This window comes from Brasilonema sennae CENA114, from assembly GCF_006968745.1.
GTDB lineage: Bacteria > Cyanobacteriota > Cyanobacteriia > Cyanobacteriales > Nostocaceae > Brasilonema > Brasilonema sennae.
Map to the genome: position 1 here is coordinate 3525896 of NZ_CP030118.1, position 25766 is coordinate 3551661.

20 protein-coding genes are annotated in these 25766 nt (G+C 42.4%); 10 read left to right on the top strand and 10 right to left on the bottom strand.

What is annotated here, in order from left to right:
• Positions 1-575: 575 nt before the first annotated feature.
• Entirely contained in the window at positions 576-1070 is a 495-nt protein-coding gene (locus DP114_RS15020; RefSeq protein WP_171976462.1) for a pentapeptide repeat-containing protein, read from the top strand.
• A gap of 235 nt (positions 1071-1305) precedes the next feature.
• Here DP114_RS15020 and DP114_RS15025 read toward each other — a convergent pair whose 3' ends face one another.
• From DP114_RS15025 to DP114_RS15035, 3 genes are all read right to left on the bottom strand, one after another.
• The gene (locus DP114_RS15025) at positions 1306-1647 is read right to left on the bottom strand and encodes a XisI protein (RefSeq protein WP_171976463.1); all 342 of its coding nucleotides are present in this window, start codon (positions 1645-1647) and stop codon (positions 1306-1308) included.
• Between the two features lie 256 nt (positions 1648-1903).
• Positions 1904-3079, bottom strand: a complete 1176-nt coding sequence (gene devC / locus DP114_RS15030) for an ABC transporter permease DevC (protein WP_171976464.1) — start codon at positions 3077-3079, stop codon at positions 1904-1906.
• Positions 3076-4383 carry an ABC exporter membrane fusion protein gene (locus DP114_RS15035; RefSeq protein WP_169262893.1) on the bottom strand — a complete coding sequence of 436 codons (1308 nt, stop codon included), beginning with the start codon at positions 4381-4383 and terminating at the stop codon, positions 3076-3078. The genes devC and DP114_RS15035 overlap by 4 nt, the downstream gene beginning before the upstream one ends.
• A 467-nt stretch (positions 4384-4850) precedes the next feature.
• Here DP114_RS15035 and DP114_RS15040 point away from each other — a divergent pair, with 467 nt between their 5' ends.
• Together DP114_RS15040 and DP114_RS15045 are read left to right on the top strand one after the other, a co-directional pair.
• Positions 4851-5060, top strand: a complete 210-nt coding sequence (locus tag DP114_RS15040; protein WP_169262892.1) for a hypothetical protein — start codon at positions 4851-4853, stop codon at positions 5058-5060.
• Between the two features lie 123 nt (positions 5061-5183).
• The gene (locus DP114_RS15045) at positions 5184-5501 is read left to right on the top strand and encodes a hypothetical protein (protein WP_171976465.1); all 318 of its coding nucleotides are present in this window, start codon (positions 5184-5186) and stop codon (positions 5499-5501) included.
• Positions 5502-5789: 288 nt separating this feature from the next.
• Here the strand turns inward: DP114_RS15045 and DP114_RS15050 are convergent, their stop codons facing one another.
• Positions 5790-7427 (bottom strand): CTP synthase, encoded by a 1638-nt coding sequence (locus tag DP114_RS15050; protein ID WP_169262890.1) that lies wholly within the window; start codon positions 7425-7427, stop codon positions 5790-5792.
• A gap of 201 nt (positions 7428-7628) precedes the next feature.
• Between DP114_RS15050 and DP114_RS15055 the strand changes: the two genes are divergently transcribed.
• A complete protein-coding gene (locus tag DP114_RS15055; RefSeq protein ID WP_171976466.1) occupies positions 7629-9530 on the top strand; it encodes an N-acetylmuramoyl-L-alanine amidase in 1902 nt (633 codons plus the stop codon).
• 610 nt (positions 9531-10140) lie between these two features.
• Positions 10141-11988 (top strand): FG-GAP-like repeat-containing protein, encoded by a 1848-nt coding sequence (locus DP114_RS15060; protein WP_169262888.1) that lies wholly within the window; start codon positions 10141-10143, stop codon positions 11986-11988.
• A 559-nt stretch (positions 11989-12547) separates the two neighbouring features.
• Here DP114_RS15060 and DP114_RS15065 read toward each other — a convergent pair.
• The 5 genes from DP114_RS15065 to DP114_RS15085 form a co-directional block, all read right to left on the bottom strand.
• A complete protein-coding gene (locus DP114_RS15065) occupies positions 12548-13087 on the bottom strand; it encodes a DUF2085 domain-containing protein (RefSeq protein ID WP_169262887.1) in 540 nt (179 codons plus the stop codon).
• 61 nt (positions 13088-13148) lie between these two features.
• Positions 13149-15260 (bottom strand): bifunctional arginine dihydrolase/ornithine cyclodeaminase, encoded by a 2112-nt coding sequence (gene argZ, locus DP114_RS15070; RefSeq protein WP_171976467.1) that lies wholly within the window; start codon positions 15258-15260, stop codon positions 13149-13151.
• Positions 15261-15720: 460 nt separating this feature from the next.
• A complete protein-coding gene (locus tag DP114_RS15075; protein WP_171976468.1) occupies positions 15721-16476 on the bottom strand; it encodes an ABC transporter ATP-binding protein in 756 nt (251 codons plus the stop codon).
• Positions 16477-16597: 121 nt separating this feature from the next.
• Positions 16598-17785: an FtsX-like permease family protein gene (locus DP114_RS15080; protein WP_171976469.1), complete on the bottom strand. Its 1188-nt coding sequence runs from the start codon at positions 17783-17785 to the stop codon at positions 16598-16600.
• A gap of 77 nt (positions 17786-17862) precedes the next feature.
• Positions 17863-19134, bottom strand: coding sequence for a glycosyltransferase (locus DP114_RS15085; protein ID WP_169262883.1), 1272 nt, complete (start codon positions 19132-19134; stop codon positions 17863-17865).
• A 115-nt stretch (positions 19135-19249) separates the two neighbouring features.
• On the opposite strand from DP114_RS15085, the gene shc reads away from it, so the two are divergent.
• Both shc and DP114_RS15095 read left to right on the top strand, forming a co-directional pair.
• On the top strand, positions 19250-21166 hold the full coding sequence (gene shc, locus DP114_RS15090) for a squalene--hopene cyclase (protein WP_171976470.1): 1917 nt from the start codon (positions 19250-19252) through the stop codon (positions 21164-21166).
• 702 nt (positions 21167-21868) lie between these two features.
• The gene (locus tag DP114_RS15095; protein WP_171976471.1) at positions 21869-23155 is read left to right on the top strand and encodes a hypothetical protein; all 1287 of its coding nucleotides are present in this window, start codon (positions 21869-21871) and stop codon (positions 23153-23155) included.
• Positions 23156-23274: 119 nt separating this feature from the next.
• Here the strand turns inward: DP114_RS15095 and DP114_RS15100 are convergent, their stop codons facing one another.
• Positions 23275-23991 carry an SDR family oxidoreductase gene (locus tag DP114_RS15100; RefSeq protein WP_169262880.1) on the bottom strand — a complete coding sequence of 239 codons (717 nt, stop codon included), beginning with the start codon at positions 23989-23991 and terminating at the stop codon, positions 23275-23277.
• Between the two features lie 140 nt (positions 23992-24131).
• On the opposite strand from DP114_RS15100, the gene DP114_RS15105 reads away from it, so the two are divergent.
• The 3 genes from DP114_RS15105 (at position 24132) to DP114_RS15115 (ending at position 25552) form a co-directional block, all read left to right on the top strand.
• Positions 24132-24707 carry a hypothetical protein gene (locus DP114_RS15105; protein WP_171976472.1) on the top strand — a complete coding sequence of 192 codons (576 nt, stop codon included), beginning with the start codon at positions 24132-24134 and terminating at the stop codon, positions 24705-24707.
• Positions 24708-25155: 448 nt separating this feature from the next.
• Positions 25156-25299: a microviridin/marinostatin family tricyclic proteinase inhibitor gene (locus tag DP114_RS15110; protein WP_169262878.1), complete on the top strand. Its 144-nt coding sequence runs from the start codon at positions 25156-25158 to the stop codon at positions 25297-25299.
• Between the two features lie 94 nt (positions 25300-25393).
• Positions 25394-25552, top strand: a complete 159-nt coding sequence (locus DP114_RS15115) for a microviridin/marinostatin family tricyclic proteinase inhibitor (protein WP_169262877.1) — start codon at positions 25394-25396, stop codon at positions 25550-25552.
• The last annotated feature ends 214 nt before the right edge of the window (positions 25553-25766 follow it).

The following is a 25766-nucleotide window of genomic DNA, read 5'->3' on the forward strand; positions in this document are numbered from 1 at the left end:
TCCGTTAAAACGGAACGGCACATGCTTCTCCCAAGGGGAGACGCAATCATGCGAACAAGTCGGGAAACCCGAACGCCCTTCGGGTTCGCAGTCGCCTACGGAGGGAGACCCTCCTGCAGCGCTGTCTCACCAGATACCTACGGAGGGAAACCCTCTTGCAGTACTGGCTCAACGGACAGGTGCGCGACTGTCGGGAAACCCGCCCACGGCACTGTCCTCCCCAACGCAGTGCCTCCTGAAAGATTTACCCAGTCCGTTTTAACGGACTTGAACTTTGAGACAAGAAATTTATTTCTTGGTGGACGAGAATTCTAGTGCAAGATCTGATTAGAGACGTTGCATGTGAGTAAGCGCCCTCTTGGTAGGGTTTCCAACGCCAGATACCTACGGAAGGCAACGTCTCTACATTTGCTCCGAAACTTCTACATTGCAATCGGTGATAAGGATTTTGGTATTATCACCAACCGTATTGAGTTATCAGTGATTTGAAATTTTGATAACTTTTTACTGTTCACTGTTCACTGTTCACTGTTTTAATAAATTGTGGCAGTGTTGAGATTTATTAAGTTGGCATTATGAAGTATCAGCAAGTAGTCGTTGGGTTGGTTCTAGCTATAGTTCTTTTCTTGTTTCCCCTGTCAGCAGAGGGAGTCGGTTCTTCGAGTATCAGGCGTTCCACGGACGACGCCTTCAACGGTAAGGATTTTTCTGGTCAAAGCTTGATTGGATCTGAATATATTAATGTCAAGCTTAAGGACGTTAATTTTAGCAATGCTGATTTGCGCGGTGGCGTTTTCAATAGTTCAATGTTAGAGGGAGTCAATCTGCATGGTGTAAATTTTACTGAAGGTATAGCCTACTTGGCTGCTTTTCAGGGCAGTGATTTGAGCGATGCGATCTTTACAGACGCAATGATGCTGCGTTCTACTTTTGATGATGTAGACATTACTGGTGCTGATTTTACCAATGCAGTTCTAGATCGTCTGGAAGTGAAAAAACTTTGTGACAAAGCAAGTGGGGTAAATTCTAAAACTGGTGTTTCTACGCGTGAGTCTTTGGAATGTCCGTAAATATAGTGGATATTAGCTTAGCCGTCACGATGTTTTGTAAGTAGAGGTTTTTGGCGATCGCTTCCGAGTGAGCGATCGCTGTATTTATGTTCCCTCAACCTGGGATGAAATTTCATCTTGCCTTGCATTGAGCAGATTTGAGTAACGAGACGTGAAGGGGGTTTTCAGTCTATTTTTTGTTAGTAAAGCGATACGCCTTTATGCGTCTGTTGCTACAAGTGCAATCGCAGATTCCCTAAGCAACTCCATACCCAGTATACGGGCGCTTGTAAGGTGGATGTAGTCCCAAGATAATGTCTTCTTTAGGTACGCCCATCTCGACTAATTCTTGAGCAAGATTGGCTTCTGTCATATTGCGTTGAATCCAAACTTTACTATCTTTGATGTCTAAATGAATGAAACAGTTATAAACCCGTTTGAGTCCCGACCAGCCAACATCTAAAATTTGGTAGTGGTCGTGTTCTGTATCAAAGACAAGCTGGCACTCAACATTGTTATCTGAGTTAGCAGACTCAAGATTTGCATGAGATGTCAACAGTTGGCGGATGATTTGACGGTATTGCTCTAGTCTGTCCATTTAAGTAGGTAGGCGTAATTAATTCGTAGATAGCAGTAGTGCCAAGAGTTGCGCGTTGCGCGGGTTCCCCGCGTTGTAGCGACTTCGGAGCATCTTGCCCGCGAGCGAGACGCTCGCACTACATCTTATATTTAATAAAACCCACTTACTTAATAATTATCGTTGGGATAAGGCAGATAGATAACCTTGCTAAGGGGAGGGTTGGGGAGAGGTAATGCAAGAATTATGGTTGATTGCCCGGACATCACATAACATATTAAAACATATCAGCAGGATCAGCCGCTTGGAGTTTGCGGGTGGCGATCGCTCCAGAAATAACACACATAATGATTGTCAACATGAGCACCACCAAGGCTCGTGTTAAAGTCATGTATATGGGCAAATTTGTCGCCGTTCTTGTTAAATAATAAAGTCCCAAAGGAACTATTGTTCCTGGAATAAAGCCCAGAAATGCGAGGATAAGAGTTTCTTCAAAAATGATTGCTAAAAAGTATAAATTATGATACCCCATTGCTTTTAAGGTTGCGTATTCCTTCAGGTGTGCATTGACATCGGTAGAAAGAACTTGATAGACAATAATAATGCCGACTATAAACCCCATTGATACACCTAGACCAAAGATAAAGCCAATAGGGCTTTGTGTCTGCCAGTAGTTTTCTTCAAACTGGATAAATTCTTCATGAGTCAAAACCCTGACATCATTGGGTAAGTAAGCTCTTAATGCTGTTGCAACTTGCTGTGGATCGTAGCCCGGTTCAAGATAAACTAAACCCAGATTAATACTAGCTGCTTGTCGTCCGGGAAACAGGCGTAGAAAATTCTGATCACTGGTAATCAGGTTACCCTCAGCCCCAAAGGAAGTCCCCAATTGAAATAAGCCATTAATAGTAATGGTATGATTTTCTGCTTCGGTAGTAACAGTTTTACCTTGTTCAATTTGAGCAATTACTTGTTGATATTCCCCTCTAGAACCTTTGTCAAATAAGAAATTATCTGCTAACTTAATCTTATCCGACTGTTGGTTTATTTCTGGTAGCCCAAAAGCTGGTTGCTCAGGATTAACCCCTAGCACTTGAATGGAAGCTTCACGACGGGTTTGGGGATTTTTCCAGGTGATGAAACTCACATACAATGCTTCTGCCGACTTTACTCCTGATATCGAGGAAGCTTGGTACAGTCGCCGCCGGGAAAATGTAGACAGATTTTGCATATTACGAGCTTTGGGACTGAGTAAAACAATGTCTGTTTGCAAAACTCGGTTGAGCCGAGTATTACTGTCATAAAGTGCAGTCTGAAAGCCAAGCTGCATGAACATGAGCACATCAGCAAAAGCAATACCTGATAATGCGACAAGCAGACGGCTTTTTTCATGACTCAGTTGCAACCATCCCAGAGGTATTCGCTGGTATAACTGTTGTATGAATCCAATCAAAGTGAAATCACCACCTTAACTTGTAAATTGGTAAACTGAGCAGCTTTCTGGCTTGATGTGTGATCGAGTCGGATATGCACTTGGACAATTCGGGCGTCAATATTGGTACTAGGATCGGTATTGACGACACTCTGCCGACGCACCTGTAAACCTATCCGCTCCACTTTTCCTTGTAATTCACCAGGTAGAGAATCGCTGATGATCCGCACATCCTGCCCTATACGGATTTTGCTGATATCACTTTGGTAGACTTCCGCAACAGCATACATTTGGCTGGTTTGTCCAATCTCAACAATACCATTACTCGACACCACTTCCCCTGCACGTGTGTGTATATCCAACACTTGACCATCTTGGGGTGTTCGCACGTAAGCTTGTTGCAAATCTTTTTGAGCTTGATTGACTTGTGCGATCGCATCATCAACTTCTGCTTTTGCTGCTTCCACATCTACTGGACGCACTTCGGCTATTTTCTGGAGTGTGGCTTGAGCTTGGCTGATTTGTTTACTAAGCGTTGTGTTAATGCGGGTGAGAACAGCTTGAGCCTCGCTGATTTGGCTGCTACTCGTACCATCAATACGGGTGAGTATTGCTCTAGCTTCTTTGAGTTGCAGTGTTGCAGTGTCTACACTCAGGAGCTTACTATCAAATGAAGACTTAGAAATTGCACCATTCGAGTAGAGTTGCTGATTACGGCTATATTCGGCTTGAGCGTTGTTGAATTGGGCTTGCAATTTCTCAACAGTTGCTTGTTGCGCTATCTTATCGCCTTTGGACTGTGCTTTGAGTCGGGCGATCGCCTCCTGTTGTGCTGTCTTATCACCTTGCCACTGCGCTTTTAATTGGTCAACCGTAGCTCTTTGTGCTTCAATTTCACCGCGTTTTGCACCTGCTTGCACCATAGCAAGGTTTGCCTGTTTCACTTTTACTTGTTGCTGTGCTTTGATAACAGCAGCTTGAAGACGATCTTTGCTGTCAAGAATAGCAATCACCTGACTTGCTTTAACTTCCTGCCCCTCCTTCACTAACAATTGCTCAACTCGATTTTGTTGACTAGATGTTGGTGCAGAAACTTTAATCACCTCTCCCTGTGGTTCTAGCCTTCCCAAAGCAACGACTTTTATAATTTTAGGAATGCTGGGGCGAGACTTTTGGATCTCATTAAACTTGTGTGACTGTAACTGCCAGAACCTGTATGTTGTCACACTTACAACAACAAATGTTATGACAGCTGCGAGTATTGTGAGTGGGCGACGGCTATGCTTAAAGGATGAGGAACCGCTAGCTGTTGCATGACGCACCATAAGGTACTTCCTGTGGGACAAAATAAACTAAATAGTTTAATTTCTTTTTCAAAACTAAACTGTATAGTACAAACTTTCAATAAGAACTATCTACAGCCACTTTCAAGACAAGGAAAGACTGTTTACTGCTCTCATACAGCAACTGATACTGGAAAAATATTATGCATCATTTAACCCGCAAAAAGCTCAATTCATGGAAGGTGAGGCATCTGTTATCCTGCGTCACTTGGCATTGACAATTTTCTAGTGTATAAACATAGCGGAATTTCAGCACAATCAACTCCCTAAATCCTATATTCTTCGCTCACACTATGCGATAACGGGGTAATTCAACATTCAAAATTCTAAGTTTGAATTTGAGTAAATTTGAGCATGCTTCCTACGGAGGAAGTGTGAATTACGCTTAGCTTGTGCGTAACAACATAAAGAATACAAAAAGTAAAAAATCATACAAACAGGGGGATTTCATGTTTCATCGCCAGATTATCTCGATGTGTTTACTTCTGTCAGGGATCCCCGTATTAGTTCAAACAGCTGATGCTCAGATTCCTCCGCTTCCATCTCTTCCGGTTCCATCACCCAGCGCTCGTGTCGCTAACTCCTACAACAATCCGCTTACTCCTCAGATACCTAACGTGGCGACGACGGATGAAGCGGGAAGCCCAAAAGACGAATAAGACCGTCCTTATGCTAGTTGGATTTAGGGGGAAGCCCCATCTTCAACCGTTCGCGCAGCGTGCCGTCAGGCATAGGTAAGATGGGGTACTTCACGCACTCAACTACTAGAGAGTCTAATTTCCATGCTTCATCGCAAGATTTCGCCGCTTATGCTTGTGTCACCGTTCTCAGTACCAGCTACAACACTATCCACCTCTAAAAAAGGCAGTCCCCAGTCAGTTGACATGCCTCAGAGTATGGCTAGCGTCACAGACTTAGTGCTGCCTAACAACGATAAAGCCATAACACAAACCGAAGTTGAATTACTTATTACACAGGCGATTCGATACCACGAGTTTAGAACTACTGTCCACGCTATATTCATGATAGTTATAGTTTACACAGGTGGGTTTTCTTGTGCCTTATTCTTGTTTATAAATCAGTGGACACCGCACCACTAATAGCGTTTCACTTTAAGGTTGATACAAATAGACAGCAGCGAGCAGAGGGAAAGAATAAAAGACCAATCATTTGTATCAGGCTTGATCGTGAATACGTTTCACTCGCAATGATCGTTTTACATTTAATTACGCCTACCTACTTAGCAATCGAGGTATAGCAATCCTAAATCATTGGTGAACAAGAAAATTCCCGAGTTCTAAAAGAAGTCGGGAATCTGAGCATGTGCCACTTATACACAAAGCGCAAGCACTTTCACGCAAATCAAATAGACTTGCTATAATGACTCTTTAAAAAACTTCCAGTGGTGTATGTACCTCAGAAGAAGGGTAATAACGAGCAATTGTCGCTTCGATCAAACCTTTAAATAAAGGATGAGGTGCACTGGGAGATGATTGAAATTCTGGATGAAATTGGCAAGCTATAAAAAACGGGTGATTAGGAATTTCGATAATTTCTACTAGGCGTCCGTCGGGAGAAGTCCCACTAATAAGATAACCAGAGTCTATAAAGACGTTGCGGTAAGAGTTATTAAACTCGTAGCGATGTCGATGGCGTTCATAAATAACTTCTTCTTGGTAAAGTTTGAAAGCCAAAGAGTTAGGAAGTAAGCGACAAGGATATAAACCTAAGCGCATTGTTCCACCCAAATCCATTACATCCTGTTGTTCTGGCAATAAATTAATGACTGGGTTTTGTGTATGTGGGTCAAATTCGGCGCTGTTAGCATCTTGTAATCCGGCTACGTCTCGTCCCCATTCTATGATTGAGCATTGCATTCCTAAGCACAAACCTAAGAATGGGATTTCGCGTCTTCGAGCGTATCTAATTGCAGCAATTTTGCCATCTACCCCCCGGACGCCAAAACCTCCTGGGACTACTATTCCATCCACACCTTCGAGATAGGTTTCGGCTGCTTCAGTTTCCAATTGTTCTGAATTCACCCAACGCAGGTGCAGTTCACTACTCATTGCAATTGCTGCGTGACGTAGCGCTTCCACAACCGAAAGATAGGCATCACTTAGCTGCACGTACTTACCGACAATCGCAATTTCCACTCGATGGCTGGGACTGTATAATTTTTCTACTAATGTTTGCCACTGCACCAAATGAGGTTGGTGTTGTTCCATGTTCAGCAATTCTAGTGTTTGCTGTGCTAGTCCTTCTCGTTCTAAATTCAGGGGAACTTCATAGATACTCTTAGCATCTTGAGATGGGATCACGCATTCTACTGGTACATCGCAAAATTCAGATAATTTGTTTTTTAACGATGTTGGCAGTGGGCGATCGCACCGACAAATTAAAATATCCGGTTGAATACCAATTGATCTGAGTTCTTTCACCGAGTGCTGTGTTGGCTTAGTTTTCATCTCACCCGCTGAGGCAATCCACGGTATCAAAGTGACATGCATATACACGACATTTTGCCGTCCTACATCTTTTCGGAATTGACGAATTGCTTCCATAAATGGTAGTGATTCAATATCTCCTACTGTCCCACCAATTTCTGTAATAACAACATCTGGATTTGTATCTTTAGCAACCCTAATAATCCGTTCTTTTATTTCATTTGTAATGTGGGGAATAACTTGGACTGTGCCGCCATTATAATCACCACGACGCTCCTTATTAATGACGGCTTGATAAATTGAACCAGTCGTCACACTATTCAACCGGGACATAGAGGTATCAGTAAAACGTTCGTAATGTCCCAAATCTAAATCTGTCTCAGCACCATCTTGAGTCACAAATACTTCCCCATGCTGAAAAGGACTCATGGTTCCTGGATCAACATTAATATAGGGGTCGAGTTTGAGAATTGAGACCGAATAATTTCTTGACTTGAGCAATCGCCCCAGACTTGCTGCTACAATTCCCTTACCAATACTAGAAACAACACCACCAGTTACAAATACAAACTTAGTCATACTATCTTTAATTTTGCGCAACTTCTAGAAACACACCTCGCCATTGTGCCACAGTCACCCCCTTCGAGAATTCAAAATTCAAAATTATAAATTTAAAATTATAAATTTATAATTTTAAATTTATTTTTGAATTCAACCCCCATACTTTTAGGGGGAGGTGCTTAACTCCGCTCTTGTTATCAATTATTCTTTTATTTTGACGTGAGATCACTTTTAGGATTAATCTTATTAAGCTCTATAGTCACCCCCTCTATCGCTTTGGCTCAAGAACAATCCCTGAAGGTTGTTTTTCCGAAAACAAACTACCAGACTTCTGCACAGAAAATTTTCTTTCTTGGGACAGCACCAGCAAGTGGAGAGGTTCTGATCAATGATCAGCCAGTAACTCGTAGTAAGTCTGGTCATTTTGCCCCAAGTTTCCCCTTACAGTTGGGAGAAAATCTTTTTACTGTCCGCTACCAAAATCAACAAATCCAGATTCGGGTGACAAGAGTTTCTACTCAACCGGAAGTCCCACAGGGGTTAGGCTTTGCCAAAAATTCTCTCACACCAGCGGTGGATATAGCCAAACTTCCAGGAGAACAAATTTGTTTTAGTGCTATCGCCCCTTGGGCGACTCCCTCTGGGAGTCTCGCCGCACCGAATGCGACGACTGTTTCTGTAAAATTGGGAAATCAAACTATTTCCCTTTTACCGCAACCTCAACAAGCACAACTACCAGCAAATTCTGCCGCCTTAACAGGGCAAAACCAACCCTCAACCCAGTCTAACGCGGGCAAGTATCAGGGTTGTGCGACAGTTCCTCAGTTTAATCCTTCACTGTATACCAACAACATTGTCTCTGCTGCTATTGCCGAGAACCAGACCAAAAATATAGATTTGGGTAAACCAGAATTCCAACTCACCCTGAATGGTAAAACAATAACTCAACTAGGAACTGGAAAAATCAGCATCCTCTCACCTGCACAGTTGGAAGTGGTGGAGATTATAGCAGATTCTGGAGTTGCGCGCACTGGTCCGAGTACAGATTATTCTAGACTAACACCTCTACCCAAAGGCACACGAGCAGCAGTTACAGGACGTGAAGGTGAGTGGTTGCGTTTGGACTATGGTGCTTGGATCAATGGTAAGGAAACTCGTCCTTTACAAGGAGCAATTCCTCCACACAGTATCATCCGCAGTGTTGGCTATCGTAGACTTCCTAGTGTGACAGAAATGGTTTTCCCACTGCAAGTTCCTGTTCCAGTGAGTGTGCAGCAAGATGACCAAACTTTTACTCTCACTCTTCATAACACTACTGCTCAGACAGATATAATCCGCTTAGATGATGATCCTTTGATCTCTCGCTTAGATTGGCAACAATTACCACCCACTGTCCCAGGCGGACAGCCAGGAGTACAGTACACATTTAACCTCAAAAAAGCTCAACAGTGGGGGTATAAGCTGAGGTACGATAACACAAGTCTGGTGCTATCTTTACGTCACTCTCCTTTCATCTCCTCTGCTAATACTAGGGAAAGACGCGGGATGTTCGCCATACAAAAGCCGTTATCTGGAATCAAGATTCTACTCGACCCAGGACATGGAGGAAAAGAATCTGGTGCATCGGGACCAACAGGTTATTTGGAAAAAGATGTGAATCTGGTGGTTTCTAAGTTAGTGCGCGATGAGTTGGTGAAGCGAGGGGCGAAAGTGGTGATGACACGGCAAGATGATAAGGAAGTATCGCTAAGCGATCGTGTGGCAATGATCGATAAAGAAGAACCAGCGATCGCCATTTCTATACATTACAACTCCCTACCCGATGAAGGTGATGCTGAAAAAATTAAGGGAATGGGAGTCTTTTGGTATCATCCCCAAGCTCACAGCTTTGCAGTCTTTATGCAAAAGTATATTGTTAGCAAATTAGGACGACCATCCTATGGGGTCTTTTGGGATAATTTAGCACTGACACGTCCAGCAAGTGCACCTTCAGTTTTGCTGGAATTGGGTTTTATGAGTAATCCTAATGAATTTGAGTGGGTGACGAATGTTCAGGAACAAAAGAAGTTGGCAAAAGTCATAAGTGATGGAATTACTGAGTGGTTTCGTAGTGTCCGGTGATGCTTCGGCTAAATACAGCAGATTTAAAGTTCGTGAGGTACAAAAATACCCCATCCGCCCTATCGCGCGTGAGGGTTAGGCAGGGGTGTACTTTACTTACTAGCAAATTGCTGTATGTAGAACGTTCAATAACAGGGTTGTTATTGGTTATTTATGATTTAATACTGATGACAGTCTGAGAGTAGTATTCAATTAGATAGAACACACAACAATGTTGTGTGGCTATTATGTGATTTGTAATTTATACAAATCATACGTTGTGTCATAAAATATGCAAGGTAGACGTGCATGCTCTTAGTTCTTAAAGTTTTCTTATACCAAAGTTTCAGTTATTATTTAAATGATTTTTGGAATTAAGAAGCCACAATGTAGGTAAAATAATCATTTGTGACACTATACTTGGTATTGTCTTCTTCTTTTTTGATGTAATTGATCATACGTAATTTAATTTTATAGTAAAGTCAGTTGACTATCATTCGTATTAGTTTATACAATATTTTAGCAAATCAAATTGCTAGATCAGTAGCATCTACAACATAGGTAGTTTATATCACTATGTATTCCACTCACATCTTTCTCAAAATACTTTTTTCTTAACAAAGGATGAGCCATGGTACAGACTTTAAACGTTTCTGGAACAACCAACTATACGGCTGCCGCTACTCCCCAAATTGTTGCCGCCAATTTAACTATTTCTGACCCCGCCGATAATGGCAATTTAAATGGTGTATCGGTCATTATCAACTCTAACTTCAACAAAGATCAAGACCAGCTTGGGATTAACGGACAGAACGGTACTAATGGCACTATCAATGGTCTGAACTGGAACTACAACACAACAACAGGGATTCTAAGCATAACTGGTACAGCTTCCAACCAAGCTTACCAGGATGCGCTACGCCAAGTTACTTACAGTAATAACAGTCAGACCCCCACTACAACACCGCGTAGCATTGAATTTAGTTTGGGAACAACCTTAGGAAGTGCAGACAACAACCACTTCTACGAGTTTGTCTCTGCTCCCAAAATTACTTGGACGGAAGCTCAGTCTGTAGCTGCTAGTCGTGAATACTTGGGACTCAAAGGTTACCTAGCAACTATCACCTCTGACAAAGAACAAAACTTCATTCAAGGCAAACTTCAAGGAAACGGCTGGACAGGAGGCAGTGATGGTGCCGTTGAGGGAGACTGGCGTTGGGTGACAGGACCAGAGACTGGAACAGCGTTTTGGATTGGAGATGCAACTGGTAATCCAGTTAATGGTCAATATAGCAACTGGGCACCTGGTGAACCGAACAACCTTTTTGGCAGCGAAAAATACGCCCACCTTATTGGTAACTCCGCCATTGGTCAAACTCTAATAGGTAAATGGAATGACCTTTCCGACAACGTGGAAACTGGAGAGTACATACCTCAGGGTTATATCGTAGAGTATGGTGGCTTACCAGGCGATCCAACTGTACAACTGACCGGTAGCGTCACAGTTAATGTGACTGGAAATGCTTCAGCTAATGTGAAAAATCCCGCTAAATTTGATTTCACTGGAGACGGCAAACCAGACATTCTGTGGCGGAACTATAAAACTGATGAGACTGCTATTTGGGAACTTGATGGTACCACATTAAAACAGGCGTACTCACTTCCAAAAACTCTAAATCCTGACTGGAAAATCCAAGGTCAGGCAGATTTTACAGGGGATGGCAAAACAGACGTCGTGTGGCGCAACTATGCTACTGGTGAGACTGGTTTCTGGCAAATGAATGGCAGCACCTTGGAAAAGGCAATCATAAGTACCCCAGTTGCTGATCTTAATTGGGAAATTAAAGGTGTATCAGACTTTACTGGTGATGGTAAACAAGATCTCTTGTGGCGCAATAAAAAAACAGGTGAAAATGGCATCTGGGAAATGGATGGCACCACTCTAAAAAAATCTACCTTGCTGACTTCAGCAGATATTTCCTGGGAAATCAAAGGTCTAGCAGACTTTACAGGTGACGGCAAAGACGAAATTCTCTGGCGCAATAAGACTACAGGCGAGAATGCAATCTGGCAGTTGGATGGTACTAGTCTAAAACAGTCTACACCACTGAGTGCATATGCAGGAGATACTTCTTGGGATATTGCCGGTCAGGCAGACTTTACAGGTGATGGTAAGGTTGACATTCTCTGGCGTAACTACCGCACAGGTGACAACGCTATTTTGCCGATGGATGGTACAAATCCACAACAAGCGATCGCGCTCAACAAACTAGATATTGGTTGGCAAGTCGCAGGGCTGGCAAACTTTACAAACGATGGTAACGTAGACATTCTCTGGCGCAACTCTGGTACTGACGAAACTGCTATTTGGCAGATGAATGGTACTAACTTAGCACAGGCGAGCGCACTCCCCAAAACTGGTGGTAATGCCTGGGAAATCATCTCCCCAACTTCCTTCCCAGCTGGAACGGTTGGATAAGAGCCATAAACTTGAGCCACTGCGTTCGTTACCGGGGTTCCCAAGGACAGTGCAAGTGGCGTATCGCGCAGGGCTTTGGCGTGAATGCTTTCCGAGGGCTAACCGCTCCCATGCTCCCTATGAAGAAAGAAGTAATGTCTAGACTTGTCTAGGTTTTATATAGCAGTAGATTGACTGTGTGATTCAATTCGTTTGCAGGCGTGGTAAATGTGGTAAGCGTTTACCACGCCTACGAGTTTTTATCAGTTATAGCAGGGAACGCTTAACAGGGAACACTTCGACTCTGAGTCCTATGTCCTCCGGACACGCTTCGCGAACGGACTGCGCTTGCGCTTACGACAAAGCTCACGGTGGCGCAGTGCATCGCTCTTAACAGACTTGAAAGTCTTTTGGTGACCGTGTTTTCTCATTAGTTGGTGTCCTAATCTACCTGATGACTGCTATATCAGTTTTTACTGTTCACCGTTCACTGATTGAAAATCCCCGTATGTAACCTGTTAACTGATAACTATTCAGTGTTCACTGTTTGAATTTTGAACAAATTCGCTTGCTCTGAGGCTCAAAACTTCTCATGAATTGGTACTCGCCGCCACTCGTGCAATATTGGCATAGTAAATAAACCCCATGCCAAACCAGTGATCAACCCAAAAGGTGTAACAACGTAATTATGAAAATTCCACCAACCCAAAACCTCTGCTGCCAATTCCAGTGGATAAGCCATCATTAACACACTAGCAAGCGCCGCACCACTCCAACCATACTGACTTAACCAGTAAAAACCTTTGCCACCTGTAACTCCATATAACAGACGCGTTATCAACAACCCTGTCACAGTACCGTAACAACGCATACACACAGCCATAATATACGGTGGTGACAATGCTACGCCCATATCCGGCTGCGGACAAACATGAACGCCCATAAAATAAATAATATTTGCAATTACGGGTAATATCGGCAACCCAGACGCAGCAAGAAATGGAGCTACAAGTGGTCCTACCACCATCCCAGCCAATAAAAAATCAGCGATTGCACTCACCCAACGAATTTGAAAATGCTGAGTAGAAGAACTTTTTTTAAAAACTAATCCTGGCAACATTTCTTTCTCTTTCGTTTTTATAAGGTGGGGAGCATTGCTACCCACCCTACTTTCTACTTTCTTAACTTACTTTAGCAGTATACGGACTAGTTAACTTCTGCAATTGCTGTAGCAACAAACTCAGGAACAACCCAACATCTGTCACCACACCAACTGATTCTATAGAACCTCTGTCACTCAACTTTGTCACCACCGCTGGATTAATATCCACACAAACCATCTTCACACCAGCCGGAGTCATATTCCCCACACCTATTGAGTGCAGCATACTCGACAGCATCAAAATCATATCTGCACCTTTGAGCAGTCGGGCGTATTCGGTTTGGGCTTTGATCAAATTCATCTCGGTATCGGGCAAAGGACCATCATCGCGAATCGAGCCAGCCAGACTGAATGGAACTCCATTACTAACGCATTCATACATGACACCACTCTCAATGATCCCAGCTTCAACAGCTTTGGCAATGCTACCATAACGGCGAATGGTATTAATGACTTTTAAGTGATGGCGGTGTCCACCGCGTACAGCCACACCCCGTTTCATATCCACACCGAGAGAAGTTCCCATGATCGCTTGCTCAATGTCGTGGATGGCGATCGCATTTCCACCCAGTAACGCCTGCACGTAACCTTCTCTGATCAATTGCGCCAGATGTTCACCGCCTCCAGTGTGAATCACCACAGGTCCCGCCGTGACAACTACTTTACCACCACCATCCCTGATTTTACGTAATTCCCAAGCCACTTGCTCAACGACGAGTTCCACGCGTCTCTCGCTGGAAACCCCCGACGACATGAAGCTGAATTCTTCTGCATTGCGTCTTTCCCGTGATTCTGTTTTGCGGACGGTGCGAATACCTAGCACATCCACAACGACTTCTTCGCCGACTTCAACGTCGCGTAGTAGTTTACACTGTGCCACTATGCGTTTGGATGTTCGAGTGATGGCGATCGCCCCATCCATCCGCTGATTCTCTACCTTCACCCATTCACCGTTAATCCGCACTTCGGTGGGATAAATCGTGCTAACGTAAAAATCATCAGGAGCTACCCCTGCTTGGGTAACCGGCTCTAATTTGGCATCGCGCTCATCTTGAGGCAAGTCCACCGCACCCAAATCAATCAGATGCGATATGATGCTTTCCATCACCTCATGGGAAGGCGCTGATACTTTTACCTTAGCTGCTGATGTACTTTGCCGCTGTTCTCCCAGTGAAAAATTCAGCACTTGGAAACTACCGCCGTTATCGACAATCAAATCCAAAGCGCGGTTAATCAAGCCAGAGTCAAGCAAGTGTCCTTCTAGGTTAAAGACGCGACTCTCCACCGACACATTGGCGTGAAGTTCTTCCCGTACCGGTTCGGTTACTCGTAGCGTCAAGCATTTAGCCGCACCACCAGCTTTGAGAAATTCAGTCAGTGGTGTTTCAATAACTCGAAAACCAACTTCTGCAAGGCGTGCTTTCAGTGGTTCGCTCGCCTTATTCATCACAACAATGCTCTCGATATTCACCGCATTGCAGGCAAAGTTTACCGCATCAGCTTCTGTAATAGCTATCCGCTTTTCTTGCGATACCCGCATTTCAATTAAGCGATTGGAGTAGGAATCAAACGCAGGTGGATAGTATAGCAGATAACCATTAGCCAGCGGACAGAAGCAAGTATCTAGGTGGTAGAAACGCTCATCAATCAGTCGCAACGACAACACCTCAATATCCAGCCATTTTGCAAGGTAAGGGTGAGAATCTAATTCTGTACGGAAACCGTATCCAGCCCAAAGCCAGCGTCCTTCCCGATCCAGTAGTGCGTCTCCTGCACCTTCAAAAGGTAAGTCTTTTGGCAATTCGTGGACAGTGTAACCGTTTTCTTCAAACCACTGGTTAAAATAAGGCTCTTCACCCTGACGCTCTTTATGTAAAAAGCGACTCAGTACCACTGTTTTTCCTAGTACCAAACCGGCATTTGCCGTAAATACCATATCAGGCCAGCCTTTTTGGGGTGGTACTATGTCAACAATTGCGTGTTCTTTGAGGATGTGATGCAGTTTGTCCCACTGTTCTACGGCACGCTCTTGCGATGACTTGTGAATGTTCCCTTCCATCCAGGGGTTAATCACATAGTCTACATCGTAGTAGTGAGGAGGACAGATTAAAAAGCGAATCTGGGAAGTCATATGGCTAGATGCTGTTAACTTTTATTTGATACAAGTTTTTACTCTTTTATAATGTATACATTAATACATACTTGTTTTTTTTAGATTAAGTTTTTGTATTTTTATGAATAAGAGGTGACACCAAGACTATGCTCTATTCTATCTTGCACAGGTAAACAAGCGTGAAAAAAGTGGGATTCTCTCACAATTGTAAAATTTATGCATTGACATAATTGCAGTTATATAGTTTAAATTCACGCATATTAGACAACTTTAGTATTCTTGCCCCACGACAGAATACAAATTCTCGGCTACTGGTACTTCTTGCTTATTTGTAAATTTCTTTAAAACTTGGAAGAGGTTGTGCATAAATAACTCTGAAAGATGTGTATTAGCAACCTAAATATAATATTCAACGGTACATCTTATTAGTACGCATGTTCTAATAGCTCTTGATAGGACAAGAGCGATTTTTTGTTTATTATTTCAGTACTCCATCTTCCATATGCGCTACTCGGTCAGCTAAATCTAAAATCCGGGGGTCATGAGTCACAATGAGTACTGTGCAACCTTGTTCTTTTGCTAGTCCACGCAATAACTCCATAACCAGATGTCCGCTGTGAGAGTCTAAAGCAGCCGTTGGTTCATCCGCCATAATGATCTGTGGAGAACCAGTTAAAGCACGGGCGATCGCTACTCTTTGTTTTTGTCCTCCCGACAAATCACGCGGAAGCAGCTTTGCTTTATCAGCCAGTCCAACTTGTTCCAACAAAGCTTGGGCTTCCTTGCGTGCTGATCTTCCACGAATCCCTTTAACGTTCAAGGCTGTTTCTATATTCTCAATAGCCGTTAGTGCTGGAAACAAGTTAAAATCTTGAAAAATAAAGCCAATATTTTGTCTTCGGAACTTAGCTAGTTGAGTTCGAGACATTCTCGTAATTTCTTGCCCAAGTAAATAAACATTGCCAGCCGTCGGAGTCAAAAGTCCCGCTAAAATAGACAGCAAAGTTGTTTTCCCTGAACCAGAAGGTCCCATCAGAATTTCTATATCACCTTTTTGGATCTCCCAGTAAACTTTTTTCAAAATTTGAAGCTGCTGCTGCTTAGAATTGATAACCATTCCCACGTTTTTGGCAATTATTGCCCCTCTTGTGGTGAAATTGATTTGATATTTGCTCTGAGCAAACTTCTCAAATTTCTTTTTATAATCAGCCATCTCCTCAAATTCTTTTGTCATATATAGTTTTTAATTATTAGTTGATATTTGTTGAGTGATTTCGACTAGACTTTAAACTTATTTTTTTGATTTTGTCATAATTGACACTAATTTTTTGTAAACTTAATAAGTACCAATAAAACTATCCTTTAAAGACAATTGCTGGATCAACGCGTGTAACTTTTTGAATTGCAAAAACAGCAGAACCGACGCACATCAAGACTGTAATTCCGAAAACAACGAGTGCTGATACTGGTGTAATTAAAATGACAATTCCCTGTGTTGTTGATGTCCAAGCTGCTACTCCTACACAAAGAGCGATTCCTGGTAGATAGCCTAAAATTGCCATCCAGATTGCTTGCTCAATAATCACATTATAAATAAACCAGTCAGATGCCCCCATCGCTTTGAGGGTGCCAAATTCTTTTATATGATCTGTGACAGAAGCATAGAGAATTTGACTCACTACAACTGCCCCAACAACAACGCCTACTACCGCACCAAGACCGAGAATAAATCCAATTCCAGAGCGAACCTGCCAAAAATCTTGTGTGATTTTAGACATTTCTTGGCGAGTGTAAGCACGTGTATCTGGCAAAGCCTGTTCCAAATCCCGCTTCAGTTTCGCAATGCTTTGACCTCGTTTTGCCTTCACCAAAACGAAGCTAATTTGGTCTTTTGATACTGGTTTTTTCGCAGAGGAACCGACGTTATTTGGAGAAGCTGTTGTCTGAGTACCGTAATTTCTATAAGTATTGGCAGTCTCTAAAGACGTGAACATTAAAGTTCCGAAGACAATTGATTGAGTTCCTTGAGTGAAACCCACTAACTTTGCAGGAATGTTATTAATTTCTCCTACTTCACCCAACCTTTTGAGATCAATAGAATTCAGGTTAGTTTTGTCAATCATAAAACGGAACGATTGTTTAAAGTCATTGAAACGACCTTCAACAATATTTGACCTATCAAATAACATCCCTTGTGGATCTGCACCAACCAGCGTAATAGAATTAATCTTATCTGTTGCAAGTTCATGCCAAAGTCCACCATCAATAATCACAGCTTCAGCTTTGGCAACACCTTTAACTTTGCTCGCTTTGGTAACTCGTTCATAAGGAATTGGTAGAGTTAGCCCTAAATGCTGCATATTTTTTGAAGACACCCAAATATCAGCACGAGATTGATCAATTAATTGGGAAGAAGAACGAGCAAATCCATATTGCAAACCTGTTTGAATCGTAACTAAGCTAACAGCAAATAAAATTCCCGCCTGCGCCACCAAAAAGCGAGGAATGTCTTCCAGTAAATTCTTACGAGCAATTGAAGCCATAAAATGAATTTAGTCATTAGTCATTGGTCATTGGTCATTAGTTGTGCTACTAATTACTCACTGGGCTAACTAGTACCTTAAGTTTTAGAATATACTCTTCCTTTCCAAGTTCCTCCTCGCTTTTGCCAATGACGCACAGCCGAGTCTATAGTCATAAGCGTATATAGGAGCGCAATTCCTGGAAGACAGAGTGCAAACCAGGGTGAACACCTATAAAATCGGATGGTAGGCAAGTAAGCGCAACTCATAAGTAGCCAGCTTAATAAGCCAACACACGCGACAAGCCAAGTTCCGGTGAGCAAACCGAAGATTGCACTCACAGGTGGAACTATGTAAACAAGTATCATCCCGATGACTGCTAAAATTAACAGCCCTAAAGAATAATGTAACTGCGTAAAGGCAGTTCGGGCTACCATGTCCCAAACTGTTGACAGCGAGGGGTAAGATCGCAAGCTGTGGGTTAAGTCGTCTAATCCTAGCCAAATTTTGTGAGACGAGGAGAGGGAGGGAAGGAGTGAAGGAGTGAGGGAGGGAATATTTTCTTCTGCTTCTGGTGCTTTCTCAATCGCCTCATGGGGAAGTTTGGTAAAACGGCTAGACTTTACTGCTTGCCCTAAGGCACAATCATCAATGAGTGCATTACGGACGACTTGAATACCACCAATCCGGGTTAAAGCTTGACTCGCAATTAAAATACAACCACCGGCGGCGGCGGCTGTTGGCTTTGTAGAATCATTCACCCAGGGAAAGGGGTAAAGCTTTTGAAAGAAAAAGACAAATGCTGGAATGAGAACTTTTTCCCAAAAACTTTCACACCTCAACAGCACCATGAGAGAAACAAGTTCTAAATTTTCTTGTTGCGCCTTTGTTACCAAGGAACGGAGATTTTGAGCATCATGTTCAATATCGGCATCTGTCAGAAGAATATAGTCGGGTGGCAGTGTCAGGGTTTCTACATATTCGATACCTTGGTGTAACGCCCATAATTTGCCCGTCCATTCAGCAGGCAAAGGTTGTCCAGAAAGGACGTGTAATTGCTGAGTCCTGTTTAATTCTTGGGCAACACTAGAGGCAATATTTGCTGTTCCATCAGTACTGTTATCGTCTACCAAAACGACAGTGAAAGAACCAGGATAGTTTTGGGTGAGAAGCGATCGCAAACTAACAGGTAGTAATTCAGCCTCATTTCTGGCAGGAACTACCGCACAAATGGCAGGGAACTTTTGTAAATTTGTTTCCTGTCTTGTTAATCGTTGGTCACAGCGCCAAAATTGACCCCAAAAACCTAGTAAAATCACCCAAATTACTAAAGATAGAACAGAAAGCCATAGTCCAATTTCACCGCTCATTGTGTTTTCTTTTTTTCACATAGAAAACACATTACAATGTCACGATTAGAGAAGCAAAGATTTTTCTTGTTACAGCTAACAAGAAGCAGATGTGGTTGAGGAGTAACGGAAACGGATGCAAATTCAAGATAAACAGACAGTTTCCCGTGTTAAGGATGCTATCGCCAAAAATCAGAACTATCTTCTTTCCATTCAATATCCTGATGGATACTGGTGGGCGGAGCTAGAATCTAATGTTACCATCACTGCTGAGGTTGTCCTCCTTCATAAAATTTGGGGAACAGACCGAGAAAGACCATTACACAAAGTTGAAGCATACCTACGTTCTCAACAACGGGATCACGGAGGATGGGAACTTTTCTACGGAGATGGAGGAGAACTGAGCACTTCGGTTGAAGCATACATGGCGTTGAAGTTGCTTGGTGTACCAGAAACAGATGCCGCAATGGTGAAGGCGCGGAAGTTTATTTTAGAACGTGGTGGTATCAGTAAAACTCGCATTTTTACCAAGTTACACCTAGCCCTGATTGGATGCTACAGCTGGCAAGGTATTCCTTCTTTGCCACCTTGGGTGATGTTGTTGCCCGATAATTTCGTGTTTAATATCTACGAAATGTCGAGCTGGGCAAGGTCAAGTACTGTTCCTCTGCTGATTGTTATTGACCGTAAACCTGTTTTTAAAATTAATCCAGCTATCACCCTGGACGAACTGTATGCTGAAGGTCTCGAGCAGGTCAAATACGAGTTGCCCAGCAATGGTGATTGGACAGATTTATTTATTACTCTTGATAAAACTTTTAAGTTAGCAGAAACTCTAAATCTGGTTCCTTTTCGTGAAGAAGGTATTCAAGCTGCAGAACGTTGGATTTTAGAACGGCAAGAAGCAACGGGCGATTGGGGTGGTATTATTCCTGCCATGCTGAATTCACTGCTAGCTTTGCGCGCTCTGGATTATAACCCAGCCGACCCCATTGTAGAGCGAGGACTACGAGCAGTTGACAATTTTGCCATTGAAACTGCGGATACCTACACAGTGCAGCCTTGTATTTCCCCAGTATGGGATACTGCGTGGGCAATGCGAGCTTTAATAGAGTCAGGTTTAACACCAGATCATCCAGCTGTCGTTCAGGCTGGAGAATGGTTGTTAAGCAAGCAGATTCTAGACTACGGTGATTGGGCGATTAAAAATAAAAAAGGAAAACCGGGGGCTTGGGCGTTTGAGTTTGACAACCGCTTTTATCCAGATGTAGACGACACTGCTGTTGTTGTCATGGCTTTGAATCAGGTGAAACTGCCGAATGAAAAATTGAAGCAAGCGGCGATCGCCCGTGCTGTCAACTGGACTGCATCTATGCAGTGTCAGCCCGGAGGTTGGGCAGCATTTGATTTGGACAATAATCAAGAGTGGCTCAACCTAGTTCCCTATGGTGATCTCAAAGCCATGATTGATCCAAACACCGCTGATGTCACCGCTAGAGTTTTAGAAATGTTAGGCAGTGGCAATTTGTCAATAGACACACGTAACCAAGAACGGGCAATTAGCTATCTCATACGCGAGCAAGAAACTGAGGGTTGCTGGTTTGGTCGCTGGGGAGTAAATTACATTTATGGAACCAGTGGAGTACTTTCGGCTTTATCGTTAATTGCGCCAGAAAAGACGCAAGTCAGTATCGAACGAGGTGCTGCTTGGTTAGTTGGGTGTCAAAACTCAGATGGTGGCTGGGGCGAAACTTGCCGCAGTTACAATGATCCAGCCCTCAAAGGACAAGGTCCCAGTACTGCTTCTCAAACAGCTTGGGCAATAATAGGCTTAATAGCAGCAGGTCAAGCAACTAGCAAGTTTGCAAAGCTTGCTATGGAGAAGGGAATTAACTACCTGTTGGAAACTCAGCAGTCTGATGGGACTTGGTACGAGGCAGATTTTACAGGGACAGGGTTTCCTTGTCATTTTTATCTGAAGTATCACCTCTATCAACAATATTTTCCTTTATTAGCTCTGGGTCACTATCAAGCGATATCAGAATTGTGGTGAGAAGCTGGGTTACAGTTTAGGCGTCTGGTGAAAATAATGTAGAGACGTTACGTGTAACGTCTCTACAAAAGTTGTAGACAACGCACAACAAATTTCTGGAGATGTCTGGGGATATTCTGACTACTGTGTTCTGAGTTCTTCATGAACCTCCTTTGCACAAGCGTTCTGATTTTATCGGCACCGGATCTGTTTTGTGTGTGGCAAAATAAAAAAACCCCCTCGCTCGCGGGCAGGGGGAAAGGGCTGTAGTGAATCTAGGCACTAAACTGCCTAATGATTATATAAATACCAGTGAAATTAACTTATGCAGTTGGAAGTGTTCCCAAAACCTGAGACTAGACGTAATTAGTGCTCCGGACTTTAGACTAATTTTCAGCATAAAACGTCAAATTCTTTACATATAACGAATTTTGGAGAATTACCTCATTTGATAGTTAAGTAAAGGTCGCGAAGCTCAAAAGCCTTACAGAGACTAGAATTCTGAGAAATTTTGCATTTTTTTCAACTTTAGTATGACTTGATCTACAAAGTTTGTTCATCAAAACTCGATTGCGAGTCCTCAGCAACGAAACGCCGCATTTCTTCTACACCCCTATACCCCTACACCCCTATAGCCTTACCCCCTTACACCCCTTTTTCCTGACTTTTCGTTTGTTTGCATCAGTCGTGTATTATTGACCAGTTGCATTAATTCTCAAATTTATGAGTATTCCATTTCATCAAAAACTCGGACTCACAGTCACTTTTGCTACCTCATTATTTATCGGTTTAGCCAATAGTAATCTGTCTGCTCAGTCAAAAACCAAACAGTGGGAAAATTCTGTCCCACCTCAACAGCAAAATCCCTTAGACTCAAGTCAAAAAAAGACTCTTTTGGTTCAACAAACCTCATCTCAGAATTTAGAGAAACAAAACACTCGTCCCTCTGAGCAAAAGTCAGCAGCAACATCAACATATTATCAAGTTATAGACGAGTTAAAAAAATATAAATTTAGTGTTCACGGAAATCAGGTGTTCACTTCTGGAAAGTTACCAACAACGAAAGTTAATTTCAATCAATCAGACTTACTAACAGTTCTGGTTAACACTAGAAAGTATTATCAAAATTACGCTTCCGAAGACCAAAATGTTCTACGCACGGGAGTACTTGCGACTCAAGGAGTGACTGTAGAAGACATTCTTAAAACCTTAGACTTCATGATTAGTGTTTTGCAAGAAGATATTGCTAATAATCGAGCAACTCGTTTACAAGATTCTAATTTTATTAACACTAACTTTCGTGTTATTAAATGGTCTGCTTATCACTCTCCAAACTCTAGTAAAAAGCAATTAAGAATTACAAAATATGCTGTTTTTACTCATTCAGCTTCTCACAAAAAAACTTCTAAATATAACATACCACTTTATAGCTTAAAAGATAACTCAACATCTGAAAAGTTCTATACAAAATATACAAAGCAGGATGTGTTATCAGGTATTTATGAACAAGGTGGGAAAGAATATGGAAAAGTGGAACCTCTTGCTTACTTAACCCGAGAAGGTTTTGAAGAAGCGCTGATGGAGGGAACAATACTTCTTAATTTTACGGATGGTTCTAAAGCGCTTTTTAATGTAGATAGAAGTAATGAAATGCCTTATCTTCGAGGAGTCACAGCTACATCACAAAAGCGCTATTGGTATTTTAGACAAGTGGATGATATCAAAGGTTATGGATATAAGATAGATGCAAAAATTTCTATCAAACCAGGAGTGACTTTTGCAGGAGATGTCTTAAATATTGGTTTAGGTAGAGTGATTGTTCTTGAGTATCCTAAAGGTGGACGCAAACAACTACAACTAGGAGTCCTTGCAGATACAGGTGGGGCATTTTTACCTAATCTCCATCAACTCGATTTTTTGGCAGGTATTTTTCAAGGTAGACAAGATTTTGGGCAGTATACTAGGCAACTACCTGAATATGCTACGGCATATATTTTAGTGAAAAAGTGAACAAAGAGTTTCAGGACTTACGCAAAAATAACGTAGTTACGTCATTGCGACGTAAGTCGTAACTACAGTCTTGTTCTTTCGTAACTCGTGCGTAAGTCCTGGGTTTTTTCAACCACAATCTAATACTCCTGTATTAGTGGATGAAGCATCAGTTCATCAATGACTACATGTGACGGTGCACTGAGCGTATAAATAATGGCATCAGCAACGTCGTATGCGCTCAGCCATCCTTGATGTGCGGAATCTCCCTGAGGTTGTGCATGGAATGATGTGTCAACCAAACCTGGAAAGATAGTGCTTACCTTAATGCCAAATCGTCGAACCTCTTTGCGTAAAGCCATCGAGAAGGCATCTTGAGCGAATTTTGTCGCACAGTAGGCAGTTCCTCCGTCAAACACCCGTTTTGATACATCGGATGCAACCATCACAATGTGTCCGTTTCCTTGCCGCTTCATATGCGGCACAACCTCACGCGAAAACAAAAAGGTACCTGTGACATTAGTATCAAAAAGCTGCTGCCATTCCCCAAGAGAATACTGTTCAACTTCGCCAAATTTTCCTATGCCTGCATTGTTCACAAGAATATCAATGGAACCGAAACGTTCAAGGCAGTGTTGAACGGTAGAGACAACAAAAGGTTCTGCGGCAACGTCCCCGGCAAAGACTTCACATTCATGTCCCTGCTTTTGTAGGTGTGCTTTGAGTTCACCTAAGAGTTCACTTGAGCGAGCAACTAACGCAAAGCGAACCGTATTATGTGTTTCAAGCCTCGACACCAGCGCTTTGCCGATGCCTTTTGTGGCTCCTGTGATGAGGATTGTTTTATCTTCTAGCATGAATACATTACTCTGCTATGGCAAACAAGTGCAAACCATTTTTTGGTCTGGCATTGTTATCCTTCTTTTCTACAACAAACATCTTAATATGCAATATTTCTACATTTAACGACACAATTTAACTATGAAGAGACAGTCATATGAAACGATTAATTATTATTATGCTGAAGCGAAACCTCCTCATTGTCACGTTCATGTCTTTTTTGATACTTATAAGCATGACGATTGTGCAAACTCCTGCATCGTCGAGTAATTCCTTTCCTCAGAACTGGCAAGGCACATGGAGCGGCACAATGTTCAATAGCCCTGTACAAGGGCGGTCTCAAACTGTACCAATGACACTCCGAATTCAGCCAATCTCTAACAATCCCATGCGCTACAGTTGGCAAATCACTTACGGAACGGGGGCGAAAAAGCTGGTACGTAATTATGAGTTAGTTGCTAAGGATCAGGGTGCTAGTCATTTTGTGATTGACGAGAAAGATGGAACTCTCATTGATGCGTGGTGGGTTGGGGACAGACTCTACAGTCAATTCAGAGTCAAAAATAGATTACTCAATACACAATATGAGCGACAAAGTAATCGGCTTCACTATGAACTGGTGACCTATCAGTCGGTGAGTTCTGCCCAAGGGGAGAATGAGCAGCAAAAAGTTCCTTTCGAGAGTTACCAATTACAGGTTGTTCAGTCTGCTGAACTATCGCTCGCGAAGTAGTGATTGTCTCTGGTGTTGATGAAAGGATTTATTTTATTTTGCAGTACGAGTTGCACAGCCCGCTTCGGTAATCAAGTAAGGAGTTTTCCGGCTCCCAAAACCCGTCTTGCAAAATTGCGATGGTTCCAAATCAAGCTTTTTTGGCCCACATTTTATAATCTCCATATACTACATGATGACTCTTTTGTCAACCCTTTTAAGTGTCTTAACTGTCTTAAGTGTCTTAACTGTCTTATTTTCAATTTCTTATACCAATCCCATTTGATTTGTAAAAATTTCCAATACCACCAAACCCTGTTTCTCAAAGGAACTCGGTTCCTCTGTGCTCAGGAATTATTTAAGATTGCTATATCATTATTTCTTAACTGTCTTAACTGTCCTTGCATTTATAACCGGATACCTGCTATACGTTAATTGGGTAACAAAAAAGTCCCAAGGAGAAAATATCATGTCTAAAAATACAGTCGTCAAACCATCGGATGTGAAAGCGGTACCTTTCTTCGCCCGCTTTTTGGAGGAACAAGCATCTCAAGAGTCAAATACTGCTCCAGTCCAGACTTTAAAGTATCCTTCTGATTGGGAAGATTACTAAATAAGTGTGAGCTTAATCTAAAATTAAGGCAGTTGCAGTTGTTAAATAACTAAAAACTCCTGATTGCTATCAACCAAGTTCGAGAGAAAATCCCATGTCTGAAAATACGATCATAAAACCATCGGATGTAAAAGCGGCACCTTTCTTCGCCCGCTTTTTGGAAGAACAAGGAGTTCAACAGTCAGATGAGGATAAGCCACAGACTCCTCCTCCCTTCACTTTTAAGTATCCTTCCGATTGGGAAGATCGTTAAATAAGCGTGTTGTTCAACTAAAATGAAGGCAGTTGGAGTTATTAAATAACTGAAAACTCTTTATTAAGGCGTGCTCATTACCATATTAACGGTACCATTAAATGGTAATGAGCATGCTTTACCAATCAAAGAAAAGTAATAAGTTTTTCCCAAATACAAGTAGGATATTGTGGTGCGTTAGCGAGAAGGCATAACGCATCCTATTGGTGTAGCA

Excerpts from the sequence above, each read along its gene's own strand:
- DP114_RS15085 (WP_169262883.1), bottom strand. The coding sequence starts at position 19,134 with ATGAGCGGTGAAATTGGACTATGGCTTTCTGTTCTATCTTTAGTAATT.
- DP114_RS15105 (WP_171976472.1), top strand. The coding sequence starts at position 24,132 with ATGAAACGATTAATTATTATTATGCTGAAGCGAAACCTCCTCATTGTC.
- DP114_RS15020 (WP_171976462.1), top strand. The coding sequence starts at position 576 with ATGAAGTATCAGCAAGTAGTCGTTGGGTTGGTTCTAGCTATAGTTCTT.
- DP114_RS15060 (WP_169262888.1), top strand. The coding sequence starts at position 10,141 with ATGGTACAGACTTTAAACGTTTCTGGAACAACCAACTATACGGCTGCC.
- DP114_RS15045 (WP_171976465.1), top strand. The coding sequence starts at position 5,184 with ATGCTTCATCGCAAGATTTCGCCGCTTATGCTTGTGTCACCGTTCTCA.
- DP114_RS15065 (WP_169262887.1), bottom strand. The coding sequence starts at position 13,087 with ATGTTGCCAGGATTAGTTTTTAAAAAAAGTTCTTCTACTCAGCATTTT.
- DP114_RS15115 (WP_169262877.1), top strand. The coding sequence starts at position 25,394 with ATGTCTGAAAATACGATCATAAAACCATCGGATGTAAAAGCGGCACCT.
- DP114_RS15035 (WP_169262893.1), bottom strand. The coding sequence starts at position 4,383 with ATGGTGCGTCATGCAACAGCTAGCGGTTCCTCATCCTTTAAGCATAGC.
- DP114_RS15050 (WP_169262890.1), bottom strand. The coding sequence starts at position 7,427 with ATGACTAAGTTTGTATTTGTAACTGGTGGTGTTGTTTCTAGTATTGGT.
- DP114_RS15040 (WP_169262892.1), top strand. The coding sequence starts at position 4,851 with ATGTTTCATCGCCAGATTATCTCGATGTGTTTACTTCTGTCAGGGATC.
- DP114_RS15075 (WP_171976468.1), bottom strand. The coding sequence starts at position 16,476 with ATGACAAAAGAATTTGAGGAGATGGCTGATTATAAAAAGAAATTTGAG.
- argZ (WP_171976467.1), bottom strand. The coding sequence starts at position 15,260 with ATGACTTCCCAGATTCGCTTTTTAATCTGTCCTCCTCACTACTACGAT.
- DP114_RS15095 (WP_171976471.1), top strand. The coding sequence starts at position 21,869 with ATGAGTATTCCATTTCATCAAAAACTCGGACTCACAGTCACTTTTGCT.
- shc (WP_171976470.1), top strand. The coding sequence starts at position 19,250 with ATGCAAATTCAAGATAAACAGACAGTTTCCCGTGTTAAGGATGCTATC.
- DP114_RS15110 (WP_169262878.1), top strand. The coding sequence starts at position 25,156 with ATGTCTAAAAATACAGTCGTCAAACCATCGGATGTGAAAGCGGTACCT.
- DP114_RS15025 (WP_171976463.1), bottom strand. The coding sequence starts at position 1,647 with ATGGACAGACTAGAGCAATACCGTCAAATCATCCGCCAACTGTTGACA.
- DP114_RS15080 (WP_171976469.1), bottom strand. The coding sequence starts at position 17,785 with ATGGCTTCAATTGCTCGTAAGAATTTACTGGAAGACATTCCTCGCTTT.
- DP114_RS15100 (WP_169262880.1), bottom strand. The coding sequence starts at position 23,991 with ATGCTAGAAGATAAAACAATCCTCATCACAGGAGCCACAAAAGGCATC.